The following is a 19,092-nucleotide window of genomic DNA, read 5'->3' as shown; positions in this document are numbered from 1 at the left end:
AGTAGCGTTGAATCTCATAAAACTTTAAATACCAAACGACGATTAATTACTAAACGACCTTGATTTTTCCTAACAAAACGTTTTTGACTATGTTCTTTTTAGATGATAGACTTCCAGTAGAAACTTTGAGAAAATTAAAAAAGTCAAGGAGGTATACGTGTGCAAAAGAAACACATCTTTTCACTCGAGAGCTTTGTCTTTTTGGCTGTAGTAATTATTTTTTTCTGGGTGTTTATATTTGTGATGGGCAGTGCCAACTTTTTTAAAACCCTCATGGCAACTGCTCATGACCTTTTGCTGAACACTGTCTTTTTTATAATGGCTGTGGCAGTATTAACAGGAGCTTTTGCCAGTTTGCTCTACGAGTTTGGAATTGTTCATTGGATTCATTTACTACTCGATAGACTTATGCGTCCTTTGTATGGTCTCCCAGGTATCGCTGCAATGGGGATAATTTCTACGTATTTTTCGGACAATCCAGCGATAATAGCGCTTGCCAAAGATAAATCGTTCATATCACATTTTGAAAAATGGCAAGAGCCTTTACTTTGTAATCTGGGGACATCATTTGGAATGGGAATGATAGTGTCAACTTTCTTTATTGCCCAAGGTGGTAAAGTTGGTGTTAATCTATTACCTGCTGTTATTATGGGAAACATAGGAACACTGATTGGAAGCATTGTGAGCGTTAGATTATTTTCGATATGGACCAAAAAACGTTTGGGAAGCGTGCACAAAGAAGTGGACAAAAGCGTGTCTCATTTCCGAGATATTCGAGAAGGAAATGTATTCGAAAGGTTCTTAGAAGCAATGCTTGATGGTGGCAAGACTGGAGTTGACATAGGTCTTGGCATAATTCCAGGCGTACTTGTGATAAGTACCTTAGTCATGATGCTAACATTTGGACCAAAAAACCCTTCCATGGGCTACCAAGGGCTTGCGTATGAAGGTATCGCTCTGTTTGATAAGCTTGGAAAGCTCATATACTGGCCTATCAAAGTCCTCTTCGGGTTTGATAGTCCACAGCTTATCGCATTCCCAATAACTTGTCTTGGTTCAACAGGTGCGGCACTTGCATTGGTTCCCAAGTTCCTTGAGCATGGGTTTATCAAGCCAAGTGATATTGCTGTTTTTACAGCAGTTGGGATGACTTGGAGTGGATACCTTAGTACTCATGTTGGCATGATGGATGCCCTGGGTTATCGTTACCTTACAAGCAAAGCTATTCTTTCGCACACAATTGGAGGGTTAGTTGCTGGATTTTCAGCGAACATTCTCTACAGAATATTCTTTTAGCATTCAAGAGTGCTATTTCCAAAGGGGGTATTCGATGAACCTAGCAAAGCTTAGTGTTTCCCAAATCGAAATACTTAAGACATCTGGAGAGTTTGAAACCAACACGTATAAATTCAGTTTAGATGGTATAACTTACCTTGTAGACCCTGGATTTGGTATAGGTAAAAAAGTTAGTAAAGACAAAAAAGTTGATGTCATCATTACACATGGTCATTATGACCACATAAGTGGGCTTACTGAAATTGATTTTGACAAAATATACATTTCTCCTGAAGACAGCATTGCACTCACAGATCCAACATCAAACTTATCGGTATTTTTTACGGAACCTTTTGCTTTTGAGGTAGAGTGGTATAATATAGATGAGTATTTTCAAACAGTTGTTGCGCCTGGTCACACACCCGGTTCAAGGATAGTTATCTTTGAAGGGATTATCTTCACTGGTGACGTTGTGTTTTCCAATTCGATTGGCAGGGTCGATTTGTATGTAGATAAATCAGAACAAGTGCAAATGAGAAAGCAAATGACAGCAACGATAAAAAGATTGAGAGAACTTTTCAAAACGCTACCAGAGGATTGGTATATCTGTCCAGGACACGGGGAAATAGTGACTATAAAAAGATTGTTTGAAATAAATCCGTTTTTCAAATAAAATCCAGGAAGTGGTAGTTTGTCAAAAGCTTTTCGGAACGTAGATATATACGACCAAGCTTACTTGGAGCGATTACGAAGCCTTGAAGTCAAACGAAAGGTTATTGTAGACATCTTGAAGAATTACAAAAATTTGGACAAAGCAAAGATTGAAGTGCTCACAAAAAATTTGGAACATCCAGACAAGCAAGGATTGAGAAAAATCAATCCTATTATTTTTTCATTCTTACTCGACAGCCTTTTTACAATCCAAGAAAATATTGAGATAAAAATATCAGAGTTTGAGAAAAACAAGCTTTCCCGATATGTTCTTTTCGAAATCCTCTTTTGGTCAAAGCCTTCCGCGTATCCGTTCCCAGATGAAAAAGTCGAAAACTACAAAGTTTTTCTTGCAAAAAAGCGCCAAAAGCTTAAAGAAGCGAAATTAGAAAATTTTCTTCAGTTGTATGCATTGGAAAGTATTGAAAAAGACACATTCTTAAGAGATGTGAAGGAAGCAATTTTCAAAGTCAAACCTGAAAACCTTGAGGAATACCTTTGGATAAATGATTTTGTTGATTACCTCAGCCCCATAGAAAAAAGTGAGATAAAAAACAAGGTGCACCCATATGTGTGGAAAGTGTTGAACTCAAAGTCAAAAACAATTCCCGTGATTATAGATGGCAACAACATACTTCTTGCTTCTGAACTTAGGGGTCCAGAGAGGATAGATACACTTTTGGAATTAATTTCGAAATTAGACCAAACTTACTTTCCATTTTATTTGGTTTTCGATGCAAATGCTAAATACAAGTTTCATACGAGATATTTTAACTACAAACGCACTTACTATCATTCACCGGCAGATGAGCTGATATTAGGACTTGCAAGAGAGGTCAAGGGCGTTGTATGTTCAAAAGATAAGTTCAAAGATTACAATATGAACATCAGAAATATCTGGTATGATTTGAAATTGTAGTTCAGGGAGGTATATATTTGATTGTACTTGGTAGTTCTTCCCCAAGACGGATACAGTTACTCTCATTATTAGGTTTGCCTTTTGAGGTTGTAAAACCCGATGTCGATGAAGAGATACCTAATGAGAAAATCTACAATCCAGAAGTAATAGTTACAGAACTTGCCAAACTGAAATGTGAAGCTGTTTTTGATAGACTAAGTTCTAACCAAGATGGATACCATTTCATGCTTAACGAGGTCGACGCCATTATAACAGCTGATACAATCGTATGGTTAGAAGGGGAAATCCTTGGGAAACCCGCCAACGAAAATGAAGCCGAAAAAATGCTTAGAAAACTTTCAGGAAATTGGCATAAAGTTTTTACTGGAGTCTGTGTTAAAATACTAGATGAAGAGATAACTTTTTTCGAAGAAACACAAGTTAAGTTCAAAGAACTCAGCGATTGGGAAATTTCATATTACATATCAACAGGTGAACCCTTAGACAAAGCCGGAGCCTACGGTATCCAAGGATTGGGTGGCGTTTTTATCGAAAGAATCGTAGGCGATTACACAAATGTAGTTGGATTACCAATGCCAAAGCTTTGGCAGCTATTGTTGGATAGGGGGGTCATCAAAAAATATGCCACTCGAAAATGGTCCCAGGGAAAAATTACTTAAGGAAGGTCCACAAGTCCTCAGTACAGAAGAACTGCTCGCGATACTTTTGCGCACAGGAACGAAAAACAAAGATGTATTGACTGTTGCAAAAGAAATATTCGAACAAAATGGGAAAAGCTTATATAAACTATCGCGGGCTACGGTGCAAGATTTGAGAAAAGTAAAAGGTTTAGGAATGGTGAAGATAGTAACACTGATAGCTGCTTTAGAAATAGCCAAACGCTTAGCAAAAGAGGAGGTAAAGAGTTCGGAAGGACCTTTAAATTCTCCAGAAAAAGTTTTTCAATACTGTTTAGATATGCAGAACTTTCCCCAAGAAGTCGTGAGGGTTATATTCTTAGATTCAAAACTTAGAATAATTGGTTCTTCCGATATCTCAAGAGGTACGTTAACGACATCAATTGCCCACCCACGTGATGTATTTCGAGAAGCACTTGTGAGAAATGCTCACGGGGTAATTATAGTCCACAATCATCCATCAGGAGACCCTACTCCGAGTGCAGATGATATAGAAATTACCAAACGTCTGATAGAAGCTGGTAAAGTCCTAGGTGTAACCGTTCACGACCACGTAATTATAGGAAGCACATACTACAGTATCGTGCAACGATTGAAGTAAGACAATTCAGGAAACCTTAAGAGGTGATAATATGATTGGCGGTTTCGAAAAAGAAGATGATAAGTTGAAAAACATTATGAAACTTAAAGAAGAACTCGAAAAAGACTTGAAAAAGAAAGGGTTGATTAAGGAAAAGAAGACAGATAAGCAGAAGCCATCTACTGTTGACAAAGAAACTATCAAAAAACTTCGAGAAAGTATTGTTACCACAGCTCACTTGTCCGAAGACAAAAGTCTAACACTTTACGATATAAACTTTCAAGACTATGATGCAAGCATAGATGATGTAATCAAGACTCTTAGAACTTTCATGACGAGAGCCACAAATATGAACTGGAAGATTATCTACGAAGGTTTAATTTGCTTGCTTGAAGGAAGTATATCAAAGGCTAAAGAATCTTTCCAACAAGCAAGTGGGATTGAAGCCAATTATAACAGGCTTTTATCAGCTATGTACAACGGAGAAGATATATCACAAGAGGCTATTACATTTTTAAAGAACAATCCAGAGCAGATTTACCCATTACTGCTTTTGCTTGAAAGAGAACTATTAAAGGGGACAGCCGATGGAATAGAGAAAATATTAGCGTTGTTAGCGAGAAAATCATCAATATGGAACCTTGTTTACGAAATGTATCTTAACAAGGCAACCGAAGAAACCTTAAACGTTGCTGTACGTGAAAAAGGATTTGCTACGTTAGTTGTTCTCCTTGGTGTTTACATCGATAGTAACAGAGATTATCCTATCCAAAATCATACGTGTTTGAATGTTCACAAAGCCTATCTCAGAGGTGAAAGTATAACTGCACCTGAATGGTGTGTATTTGGTCAGTTAGCAATCGAAGCAAGGAGATTTTTGGCAGGGTATCAAGTTGACTTAAACAAAATAAGAAAATTTGAAAAGACTCCTGAAGGTAAGTTGTTTTTAGGAATGCTTTATTACAATATGAAAAATAGAACTATCGCCGAACAGTATTTAAAAGTTTTTGAGGTTCAGGTTAGTGAATATAAAATTTACGCCAAACCATTAAAGCAATCCAAAATAGGGATGGAACAGTTCATCCGTGTGCCAACTGGCTTCCAACCAGTTAGCGAGAATAAGGGTATTTTGGAGTTTATTGAAGAGAATCCGGGATACGATATTTATGTAAACTTCCGGAACACCGAATTTGTAAGGCTTATTTTCTCAGAAGAACATTGCAAAATTAACTATTCATCAAAACGATAAGGTCTTGAGGAGGTATTCATATGGTCCCGCTTTTCGATCTAACAAGACAGTATCAAAAAATAAGAAAAGAAGTTTTGGATGCAATTGACCAGGTTATTTTGGATGGAAGAGTCATACTTGGACCAAGTGTTGAAAAGTTTGAAAAAGAACTTGCAGAATACTTAGCTGTTAAACATGCAATAGGCGTAGCTAACGGTAGTGATGCTCTTGTTATTTCACTTCATGCTATCGGAATTGAAAAAGGTGAAAAAGTTGTAACCACCCCTTACACCTTCTTTGCTACCGCTTCTTGTATCGTTCGCAACGGAGGTGTTCCTGTATTTGTTGATGTTGAACCCGATACATACAATATTGACCTAAACCAGGTAGAACAAGTGTTAAGGAGAGAAAAGATAAAAGTTGTAATTCCTGTCCATCTATTTGGTCGTACAGTTGATTTTGAAAAATTGGACTTCCTAAAACAAAAGTTTGATGTTAAAATATTGGAGGATGCCGCACAATCGATAGGAAGCGAAGGGAAAATTGGCAATATTGTCAAAAAATCAGGTACTTTTGGCGATATTGGCATTTTTTCTTTTTTCCCAACTAAAAACCTGGGAGCTTATGGAGATGCCGGAGCAATAGTGACAAACGACGACCAACTTGCCGAACGTGCACGGATGCTTAGACAACATGGTTCTAAGAAAAAGTATTATCACGAGATGGTTGGTTACAACTCAAGGCTTGATTCAATCCATGCCGCAATACTGAGCATCAAGCTTAAGTACTTAGAAGAATGGACACAAAGGAGAATAGAAATAGCGAAAACGTATCAACGACTTTTTGAAGAAAAGAAACTCCCAATAAAGTATCCAAAAGTTGAAGAAAAAGGTTACAGAAGCCACGTTTACCATCAATATGTTGTTGAATTCGAAGACGAAAAAACAAGAGACAGAGTTAGAGAACACCTAACGAAGAACGAGATTGGAACAGCGCTTTACTATCCATTGCCTTTGCATTTACAGAAATGTTTTGCTGAGTATGGTTACAAACAAGGGGATTTTCCTGTTGCAGAAAAGTTATCAAAGACAACACTTGCACTCCCGATATTCCCAGAACTTACAGATGAAGAAATTCAGTTTGTAGTAGAAAAAATAAGCGAGGTGTTATAAAATGGCGGAAATTATTAGTGATGCACAGAAAGAACAATTTTTACAAACATTGGAGAACTTTGTTAGAAGATACCTCCGAGTTAAGGAAACCATCAAAGAACTTAACAAAGAAAGAAAGGACCTTGAAGATGCCATTATTCAAATGGTTGAGGGCACTGACATTGACCATATAATAGTTGATGGCGTTGTCGTAGAGTTTGAGAATAGGACAAAAATCAAGTTGAAATAAGGATAAAGGTTAAACCAAGCTGGGAAACAGACAGAAAAAGAAAAAGTTTCCCAGCAAAAATTTCCAAAATCTTAGCGTGGGGGGAAAAGAGTATGGAGAGTATTAACAGGTATTTCGGTATCTCGCAGGCAGGTTCTACGGTTCGCAGAGAAGTTGTAGCCGGTATTACCACCTTCTTGACGATGGCTTACATCGTCTTTGTTAACCCTTCCATCCTCGTTCAAGCTGTCCCGGGAATCTTTGACCAAACAGGGAAGATTATTGACCAGGCTCTTTACAACTCATACTATGGTGCATTTATGGTTGCAACCATCGTAGGTGGTGCTGTTGCAACAATCATCATGGGACTTTTTGCAAATTATCCATTTGCACTTGCACCTGGTATGGGGCTCAATGCGTATTTTACCTACACGGTTTGTTTAAAACTTGGAATTCCCTGGCAGTTAGCGTTAACGGCTGTCTTTATCGAAGGGCTCATCTTTGTTTTTCTGACAGTTACGGGTGCGAGAGCATTTGTAGCAAGGGCTGTGCCACAGCCTGTAAAAGCAGCAACAGGTGCCGGTATTGGACTTTTTATAGCACTTATAGGTCTTAAAAATGCAGGAATCGTGATGCCCGACCCTGTGACTGCTGTCACACTTGGACATTTGAACAGACCTGATACATTATTAGCAATTCTTGGCTTCTTCATAACAGTAGTTCTGTTTGCATTGAACGTTCCGGGGTCGATTCTCCTTGGTATAATACTCACAACTATAATTGGTGCCACTCCTCTTTTCAACGTCACTCAATATCAAGGAATAATAGGAAAAATTCCTGATATATCTCCTACCTTCTTCAAATTGCAGTTCGATGCTCAAACACTTCTTTCCGGAACTTTCTGGGTTGTTGTTGCTACATTCTTCTTTGTTGATTTCTTCGACACACTCGGAACACTAACAGGTCTTGCTGAAGGAACAGGCTTTGCAAAGAAGAATGGAGAATTAGAAAGAGGCACGAGGGCATATCTTGCAGACGCTATAGGAACAGTTGTGGGTGCACTCTTTGGGACATCAACAGTTACAACTTACATAGAAAGTAGCACTGGTATTGCAGTTGGGGGAAGAACAGGTTTAACGGCAGTTGTCGTTGCTTTACTCATGCTTGCCATGTTATTCTTCTCACCACTTGCTTTGACAATTCCAGCTGCCGCAACTGCTCCAGCACTTATATTCGTTGGTGTGCTTATGGTCAAGAGCTTGATGAGTATCAAGTGGGATGATGTAACGGATGCAGTTCCTGCGTTTGTAACGCTTACGATGATTCCATTTACCTACTCAATTGCAAACGGTATAGCTCTTGGAATAATAACATATCCTATTGTCAAAACGCTTTCTGGAAAACGCAAAGAAGTTCATTGGTTCACATGGATGCTTGCAATTCTCTTTATTGCCTACTTGACGTTCTTCAGAGAATAAAATACCACTTAAAACTTGCCCCCGACTCAAAAGTCGGGGGTTTCATTTTAACGGAAACGGTGTGGTATACTAAAAAGCGAACATAAGCCCCAAATTTTGTCTTGCCATTGTTTCGGGGATGGGGGAAAATTTTCATGAAAAAACGTAAAAAGGCTCTATTCTCGAACTCATTAAAAAGATTTAGGAACGGCAGTGTTCTAGTTGCGGTGCTCGTTATTCTTATTATAACTGTTGTAATACTCAGCAAATTGTGGTTCCTCTTAGGACTTCGTTTGAAAGGTTATCCATAAGAACAACCATTTTGAAAGAACTTCTCAAAAATGAACCATTAAACGATATTAAATTCAGCATTTTGGCTTCTGTTCTTGATAAGATGGTCTCTCAAAAATTTCTCACTTGCTCTACCGATGAACCTTCTAAAAAGATATGATGACTTGTGACCAGATGGCACAGGTATTTTTTTAGCATTTGGTAGTAATCTGTAAAAACCATTTGAAGCTTGAGATGGTATAACTTTATCAAACACTCCTGTGAACATTAGAACTGGTTGGTTAATGAACTTTGCATACGAAATGGGGTCGTAATGAAAACACGTCGGAGTAAGCGAGAATATCTCGTCTATACTTTTCAGTGCGTGAACCTTTTTTCTACTTGCACTCCTCAGTTCGACGCATTTTTGCTCATCCTTGCATCCCCATTCGTTACTGTATTTCTTGTATCCTTCCCTAACTGGTTCCACATAAGGTGAATACCAATTTATCCATCGCCAATCTCCGCCCGAAAATGCGATGATACCAGCCTCCAATCGTTTATCCAAAGCCATACTCATTGCCGTTATCATACCACCGAAGCTAAATCCAATGATACCTGTTGGAAGACTTTTCACATCTTCGAGCATCTCAAGTAAATCGAGAGTTCTTCTCACATCTTTAACTGCCTGATGAAATCTAACGACACAATGTGCCGGTGAATGATGAAAGAACGGTTCACCACCATTCCAGTCAGGTTTTGCACGCTGCATGTGATAGGGTTGAATCACAAAAAATGTTTCGATACCTTTCGAAGCAAAATACTCGCCAAACCACATAAGATAGGGTATATGTCCATTGCCTATTCCGTGTAAAAATATAACCTTTGCCCAAGGATTTGTTGCACGGAAACGATACGTGTAAATCCTCTTTGATTCAGGAATATCAGGTTCATACACTGCATCATACGACAGCAGTTCATACTTTTCTGTTCTTTCAACCTTAAGGTTAAACGGTAGTGTCCTATCATACTCGTAGATGAACAATCCTATCACCCCCATCAAAGGTGAACATTATTTGAAATATCTGTTCACTCACTTCTGGAATAGTACAAAGAGTGTCCTGTTGTGTATCCAAGAAGCAAACCATAATAAACATCCGAAAACCAGTGGTTTTTTGACCAAAGTCGCTGAAGTGAGAATATTGTTGGAACAGCATACCAAAACTTTCCGAACCTTTCAGCGACAGGTGTAAATATCGCCCAACTTAACGCGGTATGTCCTGATGGAAATGATTGGTAGGTGTTTTCCATTGAAAAGAATTTAAAAAGGAAAGGATTTCCATTAACATAAGGTCTTGCACGCCCCACGAGAAACTTTATGGTTCCTGTTAAAATTGCACTTATTGTGAAACTTTCGATAACAGTCCACGCTGTGTAGCTATCAAATGGGAATATCAATCCTGATACAACTACTGAAATTAATGCGAAATCAAAAATATCAATATCGTTCAATACCTCGAGGAAATCTGACCTTGGAATGCTTTCGTTAATAGGACCGTCGAGTGCAAAGCTAAAAGCTCCTAATGAGAACAGGTAAATTTGCGAATTTGTGGTTTTAAATAAAGACACTAAGTCCACTCTCAACTCATCAAAATAATCCGCACTACAGCAATTTTGACCAAAGGATAAGTTAAAATTGAGTAGTATTACTAAAAAAATTACTACAAACCTAACATGAGTGTTTAAAAATTTTAATTTCCCCATTCAATCTCACTCCTGACAGACCGCATCCTAAAAAAATTATACTCTTTGTCTATTACTTTTCAACCAAAACCCATTTCAAACTTCGCCCAATTGCTTGAAAAGTAGTATAATAAAAAAAGAAGTATGATTTAAAAGTGAGGTGATAAGTAATGAAAGGGATTAATTTTACTATCATTTTCATCATTGCAGTATTCGTAATAGGTGGCATTGCTATTTACGCTTACGAGCACTTTCGTTACTCCCCATATGCCCTACAAGTTGATCTAGGAGTAGTCAAAGAATGGCTTAAAGACAGGCATGTTGACCTCGTTGATACTAAACTAATCTATGAACTAAACAACACAAAGTTGCTTATTGATAAACATCAAACACCGTACGAGTTTGCTCTGACAATTTACCCGATCCTTTCGCTTTTTAAAGACAACACAACTCGTTTGGAAATACCACTAAAGTCTACAGACAAAGTGTTGCCCCTAAGGTTTAAATACGTTGATGGAAAAGTTGTTGTCTCAATGAGCAAATGTGAAATACCCGTTGGTTCAAATATACTGTCGATAAACGGCTATCCTATCGAAGATATCTTAGAAAAGTATAAAAGGTTGTATCCCATGTGTGAGAACTTCCAGCAAGTATACTCTTTTGTAGATAAGCTCCTCCCATACTATCCCAAGATAATCGATGCAAGCACTTTACAAATCAAGTACCAGCTACCCAATTCATTAGCCCAACGTACATCTTACATCAAAACCATTTCCTTTAAGGATTTCCAAAAAGATATGCATTTAAAACCTGTTGAGCTATACGACCTGGGACAATACACCGTTGTAAAGATTAACACCTTTGATATTTCAAAAAAAGAAGATATGAAAGTTGTGGAAGAAATCTTTCAAGAACTATCAAAAAAGAATGGAAGCGTAATTTTCGATTTGCGTTACGCTTCTGATGGTGATGCCGCCATCCCCTCAGCCATCATCTCAAAGCTTATAGATAAACCAACTTATCTTTATCCAAAATTGATAACACGCTACAAATACCGTCAAGTGGAAAAAAAGCAAATTCCCATTGAACCAGACATCGCCAGAATTTCCAGAGACATCTATTTCCTTGTAGACGGTTCCTGTTTTTACACGCCTCACAAAATTCTGCTTTCTTTTGTAGCAACTAATAGGATTGGTAAGGTGTTAACAACAGAGAATGAAACAGGCTCACTTTTCTCGGACCTTTCATTTTACACAGATGAATTCTGGAAAATTCTCCCAAACACGAGAGCTTATATCGTAATGCCATTATCAAAAGTACTCGTTGAAAACAATTTACAAGAGGACCAGATTCAAGTTGTTAATCTGGCAATTGATGAAAGCCAGCTGTTCGACAAAACGTTATATGAAGGCTGGCTTAAAGAATTAATTTCCATGATAAAATAAAGTCACAAAAAATCTTAGAGGTGAGAGTATGTTCTCAGAAAGAATATTAAAGTATCTTCAAGAAACAAAAGTTGTAGATTTTCTTGACGAGTTAGAAATAGCTGCGTATGTTGTAGATAAAGACCGACATATTGTTTTTTGGAATAAGCAAGCTAAAAAGTTGACTGGTTACGAAGCAAGAGAAGTTGTTGGTAAACCCTGTGCTGAACAAGTATTGAACCATGTTGACAGAACGGGTATTCCTGTGTGTAAAACAGAACTGTGCCCACTTTATCAATCAATCAAAAATGGTATCCCTGTTCAAGTCCCTTTTGCAGTGTACGGGCTTACCAAATCAGGAAAAAGGCGCCCATTTTCCGTTGTTGGTTTGCCCATAAAAAAGGGAAACGAAGTACTTGGTGCTATTGAATTATTCACGGATGCCGAAAAAATGGACGCTGATATGGCTATTGCTATAAGAATTCAAGAAAGTTTTGTCCCACAAAACACCGAAAATATCGAATTCTTCTACAGACCATCCACTGGACTTGGTGGAGATATGATATATTACAATCCACCTTGGGTAGGTATAATAGACATAAGTGGACACGGTATAGCTGCTGCACTTGTAAGCATGCTTATTCGTACTACTTTGGATACAATAATTGCGTTTGACCCTCCCTTACAAGGTTTACCGTTCCTTCTGGAAAACGAACTCAAAAAATTCAGCCTTCAAAGCATATACCTCACAGGCATTATCGGTCAACTTAGCGAGGATGTTTATAGATTTGTCAACATGGGACATCCTTCACCAATAAACGTGACCAAAAAGACATTGATTGAAACGAAAAATGTGATACCCGTCGGATTTGGGTTCTCCGAAGAATACGATGAATCCGCCATCAACACTTACAACCTAAACGATGGAAACTTGCTGTTGTATACAGATGGATTAACGGAGATGAAAACAAAATCAGGGATGCTTACTACTCAAGGATTGCTTAATATAATTTCACCAAATGATACTACGTCGACTATATATCTCAAAACACTGCATTTGCGCGCTTCAGGTTTACAAGAAGATGATATAACTATGGTATTGTTCAAAAAATAACTATACTTGCCCACAAATGCAGGCTCTGTTTCCTTTCAAATAACTATCTGGAGCCCACAAGCTAACTGTAAAGCAGTTGACTAATCGAATAAGTAAATTACTTTGCTTTATGCAGAGCCAAATAGGGGGATACTGTATTTCTAATTAAATTTGGAATAAATCCAATCAGGGGGTGAAGTTATGAACTATTCTCAAAAATCGGGGTTTAAAGTTCTAAGGGTGATGCTAATCTTTTTCTCAATCTTGGCATTCGCACTCGATGTAAAAATTACCTCTCCTAAAGATGGAAGCTACGTTTCATCCGAGTTCTTAGTTAATATTTCAGCCGGTGACCAAAAAGGCATTAAATTAGTTGAGCTATACGTTAACGGGTTCAAAATTTCGGAAAAACTTAAAGAACCTTACGAGTTCCAAATTCCAATTAACATCGGTCAACTTAAGTGGAAGCTTCAAATTGGTAAGTCCACAGCATCTTCCCCAGCATTGACAGCTGATGGAACAATCTACGTTGCGACCAAAGATACTAACCTGTATGCTATTACCCCTGATGGAAGAATAAAGTGGAAGTTCAAAACCGGCGGTGCAATTCTTTCTTCACCTGCAGTAGGATCTGACGGAACTGTATATATCGGTAGTTCAGACACATATCTTTATGCTATAAAACCAGATGGTTCACTGAAATGGAAATTCAAAACAAACGACCGCATCGTTTCTTCTCCATCCATAGGAAAAGATGGCACGATATATGTTGGAAGCTATGATGGCTATTTTTACGCTGTTACAAAGGATGGTAAGCTTTTATGGAAATTTAAGACCAGTGGTTGGATTTCCTCTTCACCGGCTATTACAGAAAATGCAATATACTTTGGAGGTTCTGACGATCACTTTTACGCAGTCACTCCCTCAGGTAAACTTATTTGGAAGTTCAAGACGAATAACGATATAACCTCCTCACCTGCAATTGCAACTGATGGCACAATTTACTTTGGAAGCCTCGACAACTTCCTTTATTCAATCAATCCTGATGGAACATTGAAGTGGAAGTTTGAAACTGGTGATGATATCGTTTCTTCACCTGTAATAGGACCCGACGGAACGATTTACACAACAAGTAAAGATGGCTATCTGTATGCAATTTCACAAGACGGAACAGTAAAGTGGAAATTTAAAACAGAGAAAGAAATAATCTCCTCTCCACTAATAGGTGCTGATGGCAAGATTTACGTACCAAGTTCCGATAGTATCCTTTATTGTCTATCATCCGATGGCCAGCTATCCTGGAGCTTCAAAGCAGCTGACGCCATTACCTCATCACCTGCTATAAATCCTGGCGGAACGATTTACTTTACCACAGCAAATGGAATTATTTACGCAGTTCAAACTTCTTCGTTTGGACTCGCAAACAGTTCTTGGCCCAAGTTCAAGGGAAATGCCTGCAATACAGCACTTTTTGGTGACAGTTCAGGAATCAGCTCATATTTGGAACTAAAAGCAATTGCGTATAACAAATCTGGTAACAAGGCACAAGCAGTTATAAAAGTCACGCCGGATTACGTGCCTCCAGTTGTTTACTTCAAAACCTTGAAGGATGGAGACTTTGTAAAGAAGGAGTTCACCATAGAAACCGAAGCGAAAGATGATAACGGTATCAGCAAAGTAGAATTGTATTTAGGAAGCCAAAAAATAGCGGAGAAACTAACTCCACCATACACATTTGTTGTCGACCTAAACACTGTTCAAATTCCCAAAATAGAAACCCTAAGCATAGAAAACGAAGGAAGAGAAATATGGAAGGCAAAATTGAATAGCGAAGTATGGGCAAGTCCTGCGCTGGCAAGAGACGGAACAATGTACATAGGAACTTATGATGGTTTTGTGTACTCAGTGACCCCTTCTGGCCAAGCTAAATGGAAATTCCAAACAAACGGAAAAGTTCATGCTTCACCGACAGTATCGAAGGATGGAACAATATACGTTGCGAATCTCAATGGTTATCTATACGCCTTATCCTCAGATGGTACTTTGAAATGGGATTTTAAAGTTGGGAATGCAATATACTCATCACCAGCCATTAGCACAGAAGATAGTACTATTTTCTTTGGAAGTCAAGACGGATTCATATACGCTGTGGATGCTGATGGGAAACTGAAATGGAAATTCCAAACTAACGGTGAAATTCTTTCGTCGCCAGCTATAGACTATAATGGGACAATTTACATCGCTAGTAAGGACGGGTATCTGTACGCACTAACACCAACAGGTGAACTGCTTTGGAAATTTAAAACGGAAGGTGAAATAGCCATATCTCCAGCACTAGGTATTGATGGTAGCATATTTATTGCAAGTAGTGATAAATACCTTTACGCAATCACGTCAGAAGGAAAACTCAAATGGAAATTTCAGACACATGGTACTCCAAAATACTCAGCAGTAATTGGTCCAGATGGAACGATTTATATAAGCAGCGACAAACTCTATGCAATTTCACCAGATGGAAAGCTAAAGTGGGAATTTGAAACTGATAACCCCGTTACTTCATCCCCTACGCTTGGCGTTGATAATTTAATCTATGTTACAGCCGGCAAGTATCTATATGCGATAACTGTTTCAGGTGAAAAGAAATGGGTTTTAGAACTTGAAGAAGACGCAGGAGTTTTGATGTCTCCGACAATTAATGATGACGGTAGGTTGTACATCTCAGGTTCAAATGGTTATTTGTTTGCAATTCAATCTTCTTCGTTGGGATTAGCAGCAAGTCCTTGGCCCAAGCTTGGCAGAAATCTCGCAAATACGGCAAATATCCTCGATGAACTTGACTATTCAGGAATCAAATTGGAACTAACCGTAGTTGCTTACGACGTTGCGGAGAACAAAAACAAGCAAAGGGTATTTGTTAAAACAGACAACACAGAACCACAGGTTTACATCTCACCGTACAATGACAGAACAGTAGTCACTGGAAATGTTCAAATAACTACCTACGCATTTGATAAAAGCGGAATAGGAAAACTGGAAACGTATCTTGAAGAACAAAAAGTCCACGAAACTAACGCAGGATTTGCACTTTTGAACATCAATACTTCAGAATATGAAGAAAAACCATATACATTAAAAGTAATTGCGCAGGACAAGTATGGGAACAAATCAGAAAAATACATAACCCTCATCATCGATAGAACTCCTCCGAAATTATCATTTATAGATTTGACAGATGGTTCAACAATAACGAAAGAGTCAAGGATTGCTGTAACAGCAAATGACGAAAACGGAGTTTCCAAAGTTGAGTTGTACGTTGCCGGACAGAAAATAAGTGAGGTAACCTCTGAACCTTACGAATTCAATTTAAACCTCCGTGAAGGTGTGCTCAAGTGGAAAATAAAAACCAACGGTGACATACTCTCAACCCCCGCTTTAGTTGAAGATGGAACAATCTACATTGGAAGTCTTGATGGTTACCTATATGCAGTATCTCCTGATGGAGAAATCAAGTGGAAATTTCCAACTGGCTATGAGATTTGGTCATCGCCCGCTATAGGTGACGATGGCACAATATACATTGGAAGTAGCGATAGCTATCTTTATGCTGTTACACCAGATGGTAAGCTAAAGTGGAAATTTAAAACTGGCTATGAAATCTGGTCATCACCTGCTATAGCTCCCGACGGAACAATCTACCTTGCAAGTAAAGACAGTTACGTATATGCACTCACACCACAAGGAAAACTGAAATGGATATTTCAAACTGGAAATTGGATTTACTCTTCCCCAGCGATTGGTAACGACGGCACCATATACGTAGCAAGCACCGACAAGCACTTATATGCAATTTCACCCACAGGAAAGCTCAGATGGAAATTCAAAATGGATGGTGAAATCTTGGCTTCACCTGCTATTGGAGCCGACGGCACAATTTATATAGGATGCAGAGATACCAATCTATATGCCATCTCACCAAACGGAAACCTGAAATGGAAATTCAAAACAAACGGAGAAATACTCTCGTGTCCGGCGATAGGACCTGACGGCACTATTTATTTCGGTAGTGCAGACAACCATTTCTATGCTGTATCACCTGATGGAAAGTTGAAGTGGAAACTCAGAACTGGAGATTCAATAACTTCCTCCGCATTGATTGGTGCTGATGGTGTTATATACATAGGCAGCAACGATAACAATTTGTACGCGATAACTTCAGACGGAAAGTTCAAATGGAGATTCCAAGCAGGTGAGGATATAGCTTCCGGTCTGACAATTAGTAAAGATGGTGTAATATATTTTGGAAGCGATGACAACCACCTTTACGCACTTTACACAACATCATTTGGATTGGCTAACACACCTTGGCCCAAAGACAGAGCAAATAACCTAAACACAGGAAGGTCTGGGGATAAGTATGGTGTATCGGACGGTGCAGTCACAATTAAGGCCGTTGCTTACGACATTGTCGGAAATTCAAGCGAATATGGAATCCTGGTGTTTGTAAAATGGTAAATCTGAAACTTCACAAATGCTTACTTGCGAAACGTAATATGTAAAATATTCCGCAGTTCATCTCGCACGGCTTCAATCATTCTTGAAGCCGTGCTTTTTCATTATACCTTCCGCTTTTCAAAACCGAATCAAAGCAAAGCATTACATAAAAAGGTTTTGCAAATCAAAAAAATACAAAATACTTGCTTGGTGCGAAGGTATAAATATCCAGGTTATACAAGTAAAGGGTTTCTTTGATTGTCCTAATAGTCGATACTCAATACTCAAAAATCTGATAATTCTCAGTCAACTTCCAAGTAATTAAAATCAAGTACACTGACTCTCATATTTCGTTATTGACAATATTCGAATTTTCTTATATACTAAAACTGGAAATCAAAATTCCTCATGGAAGGTGGTCTATATGGAATTGGAAAACGTGGCAGAATTATTAAAAATAATTGGTCATCCAATAAGATTAAAAATACTACAGCTTCTAAAACGAAATGGTGAATTGTGTGTTTGTGAGCTTCTTCCTTTGCTGGAAGTAAGCCAACCCAACCTATCTCAACACCTTTCGATTCTGAGATTGAGTGGATTGGTCGAAAATAACAAAGTGGGTAATACTATCAGATATCGACTCTCAGATAACGAACTATTGCGCGAAATTTTAGAAATCATCGAAAAACATACGAACTTGGAGGTGGGTTTAAATGATAAGTGAGATTAAACTGTTTATAGCTCTCCTTATCGTCTTTTTGATTTTCTACTTCGTTCCATTTGATTTACCTATTGTCAGTGAAAGCATTCTCAACGGTTTCAAGATGCTCAATGAATACGCACGCGAACATGTCCTTCTCTGCCTCGTGCCAGCGTTCTTTATAGCTGGAACAATCTCGGTCATGCTAAAGAAAGATGCTATTCTAAAATTACTTGGTCCTGACGCTAAACGATACATCTCTTACCCGATTGCTGCAGTCAGTGGGGCTATTCTTGCTGTGTGTTCTTGTACAATTCTTCCACTATTTGGGGGTATATACAAAAAGGGCGCTGGAATTGGACCTGCAACGACATTTTTATTTGCTGGACCTGCGATAAATATTGCTGCAATATTCTTGACCGCTCGTGTGCTCGGCTGGGACTTAGGAATCGCCAGAATGATTGCAACAATTATAGCAGCGATAATAATTGGTCTCATAATGGAATTCCTATTCAAAGAAAAAGGAGTTGGGGGTTTTGTCCAAACAACCTCGGATGGCACTGACAATGTAAAAGCAGTAGCTTTCTTCCTGATACAGCTACTCTTCATCATTGTCTCAGGACTAAAGATTAACCCTACCGTTAAATATTCGAGTTTGGGCGTTCTTGGTATAACCACATTAGCAATGGCGGTATTTGCTTTTGAAAAAGACCAAACAAAGAGTTGGATAGCAGAAACTTGGGACTTTGCGAAAAAGATACTCCCATATCTATTTGTTGGTGTATTCCTTGCAGGAGTCATTACAAAACTATTGCCTCAAGATATAGTTGTTTACCTGCTTGGAAAAAATAACCTGTTCTCAACGTTTATCGCTTCCATTATCGGAGCACTGATGTACTTTGCAACCCTTACAGAAGTTCCTATAGTCCAGGCACTCACACAACTTGGAATGGCAAAAGGTCCAACACTTGCACTGCTTATGGCAGGAAACACACTTAGCTTGCCAAGTATGATAGTTATCACAAAACTGCTTGGCAAAAAGAAAGCATTTACATATTTCGGACTGGTTGTGTTCTTCTCAACTTTATTTGGAATGATATACGGGCTAATAGCCTAATATAACAAAAGAATAGAAGGAGGGGAA

17 protein-coding genes are annotated in these 19,092 nt (G+C 38.4%); 15 read left to right on the top strand and 2 right to left on the bottom strand.

Features of this window, described 5'->3' with window-relative positions; all coding sequences use genetic code 11:
• Positions 1 to 159 precede the first annotated feature (159 nt).
• From AC3M61_RS07760 to AC3M61_RS07715, 10 genes are all read left to right on the top strand, one after another.
• Positions 160 to 1,296 carry a CD0519/CD1768 family membrane protein gene (locus AC3M61_RS07760; RefSeq protein WP_500780301.1) on the top strand — a complete coding sequence of 379 codons (1,137 nt, stop codon included), beginning with the start codon at positions 160 to 162 and terminating at the stop codon, positions 1,294 to 1,296.
• 34 nt (positions 1,297 to 1,330) lie between these two features.
• Positions 1,331 to 1,948, top strand: a complete 618-nt coding sequence (locus AC3M61_RS07755; RefSeq protein WP_500780300.1) for an MBL fold metallo-hydrolase — start codon at positions 1,331 to 1,333, stop codon at positions 1,946 to 1,948.
• Positions 1,949 to 1,966: 18 nt separating this feature from the next.
• Complete coding sequence (locus AC3M61_RS07750) at positions 1,967 to 2,905, top strand: ribonuclease (RefSeq protein WP_500780299.1); 939 nt, start codon at positions 1,967 to 1,969, stop codon at positions 2,903 to 2,905.
• Between the two features lie 17 nt (positions 2,906 to 2,922).
• Entirely contained in the window at positions 2,923 to 3,564 is a 642-nt protein-coding gene (locus AC3M61_RS07745) for a Maf family protein (protein ID WP_500780298.1), read from the top strand.
• Positions 3,527 to 4,183, top strand: coding sequence for a RadC family protein (radC, locus tag AC3M61_RS07740; RefSeq protein WP_500780297.1), 657 nt, complete (start codon positions 3,527 to 3,529; stop codon positions 4,181 to 4,183). Before AC3M61_RS07745 ends, radC begins: the two co-directional genes overlap by 38 nt.
• Positions 4,184 to 4,214: 31 nt before the next feature.
• Positions 4,215 to 5,411: a hypothetical protein gene (locus AC3M61_RS07735; RefSeq protein ID WP_500780296.1), complete on the top strand. Its 1,197-nt coding sequence runs from the start codon at positions 4,215 to 4,217 to the stop codon at positions 5,409 to 5,411.
• 20 nt (positions 5,412 to 5,431) lie between these two features.
• A complete protein-coding gene (locus AC3M61_RS07730; RefSeq protein ID WP_500780295.1) occupies positions 5,432 to 6,562 on the top strand; it encodes a DegT/DnrJ/EryC1/StrS family aminotransferase in 1,131 nt (376 codons plus the stop codon).
• Position 6,563: 1 nt separating this feature from the next.
• The gene (locus tag AC3M61_RS07725; protein WP_014451190.1) at positions 6,564 to 6,791 is read left to right on the top strand and encodes a hypothetical protein; all 228 of its coding nucleotides are present in this window, start codon (positions 6,564 to 6,566) and stop codon (positions 6,789 to 6,791) included.
• Positions 6,792 to 6,883: 92 nt separating this feature from the next.
• A complete protein-coding gene (locus AC3M61_RS07720; protein ID WP_500780294.1) occupies positions 6,884 to 8,248 on the top strand; it encodes an NCS2 family permease in 1,365 nt (454 codons plus the stop codon).
• Between the two features lie 134 nt (positions 8,249 to 8,382).
• Complete coding sequence (locus AC3M61_RS07715) at positions 8,383 to 8,538, top strand: hypothetical protein (RefSeq protein ID WP_448378159.1); 156 nt, start codon at positions 8,383 to 8,385, stop codon at positions 8,536 to 8,538.
• Between the two features lie 38 nt (positions 8,539 to 8,576).
• On the opposite strand, the gene AC3M61_RS07710 is transcribed toward AC3M61_RS07715, so the two are convergent.
• Together AC3M61_RS07710 and AC3M61_RS07705 are read right to left on the bottom strand one after the other, a co-directional pair.
• The gene (locus AC3M61_RS07710; protein ID WP_500780293.1) at positions 8,577 to 9,551 is read right to left on the bottom strand and encodes an alpha/beta hydrolase family protein; all 975 of its coding nucleotides are present in this window, start codon (positions 9,549 to 9,551) and stop codon (positions 8,577 to 8,579) included.
• Positions 9,552 to 9,586: 35 nt separating this feature from the next.
• A complete protein-coding gene (locus AC3M61_RS07705; RefSeq protein ID WP_500780292.1) occupies positions 9,587 to 10,261 on the bottom strand; it encodes a phosphatase PAP2 family protein in 675 nt (224 codons plus the stop codon).
• A gap of 149 nt (positions 10,262 to 10,410) precedes the next feature.
• Here AC3M61_RS07705 and AC3M61_RS07700 point away from each other — a divergent pair, with 149 nt between their 5' ends.
• The 5 genes from AC3M61_RS07700 (at position 10,411) to AC3M61_RS07680 (ending at position 19,065) form a co-directional block, all read left to right on the top strand.
• Positions 10,411 to 11,685 (top strand): S41 family peptidase, encoded by a 1,275-nt coding sequence (locus AC3M61_RS07700; protein WP_500780291.1) that lies wholly within the window; start codon positions 10,411 to 10,413, stop codon positions 11,683 to 11,685.
• A gap of 28 nt (positions 11,686 to 11,713) precedes the next feature.
• Complete coding sequence (locus AC3M61_RS07695) at positions 11,714 to 12,778, top strand: PP2C family protein-serine/threonine phosphatase (RefSeq protein ID WP_500780290.1); 1,065 nt, start codon at positions 11,714 to 11,716, stop codon at positions 12,776 to 12,778.
• A gap of 180 nt (positions 12,779 to 12,958) precedes the next feature.
• A complete protein-coding gene (locus AC3M61_RS07690) occupies positions 12,959 to 17,269 on the top strand; it encodes a beta-alanine-activating enzyme beta-propeller domain-containing protein (RefSeq protein ID WP_500780289.1) in 4,311 nt (1,436 codons plus the stop codon).
• A gap of 403 nt (positions 17,270 to 17,672) precedes the next feature.
• Complete coding sequence (locus tag AC3M61_RS07685) at positions 17,673 to 17,972, top strand: ArsR/SmtB family transcription factor (RefSeq protein ID WP_500780288.1); 300 nt, start codon at positions 17,673 to 17,675, stop codon at positions 17,970 to 17,972.
• Positions 17,962 to 19,065, top strand: a complete 1,104-nt coding sequence (locus tag AC3M61_RS07680; protein ID WP_500780287.1) for a permease — start codon at positions 17,962 to 17,964, stop codon at positions 19,063 to 19,065. The genes AC3M61_RS07685 and AC3M61_RS07680 overlap by 11 nt, the downstream gene beginning before the upstream one ends.
• Positions 19,066 to 19,092: the final 27 nt, after the last annotated feature.

This window comes from Fervidobacterium sp. (assembly GCF_059913585.1).
Note: the sequence above shows the minus strand (reverse complement) of the source record. Positions and strands in the feature narration are given on the sequence as shown.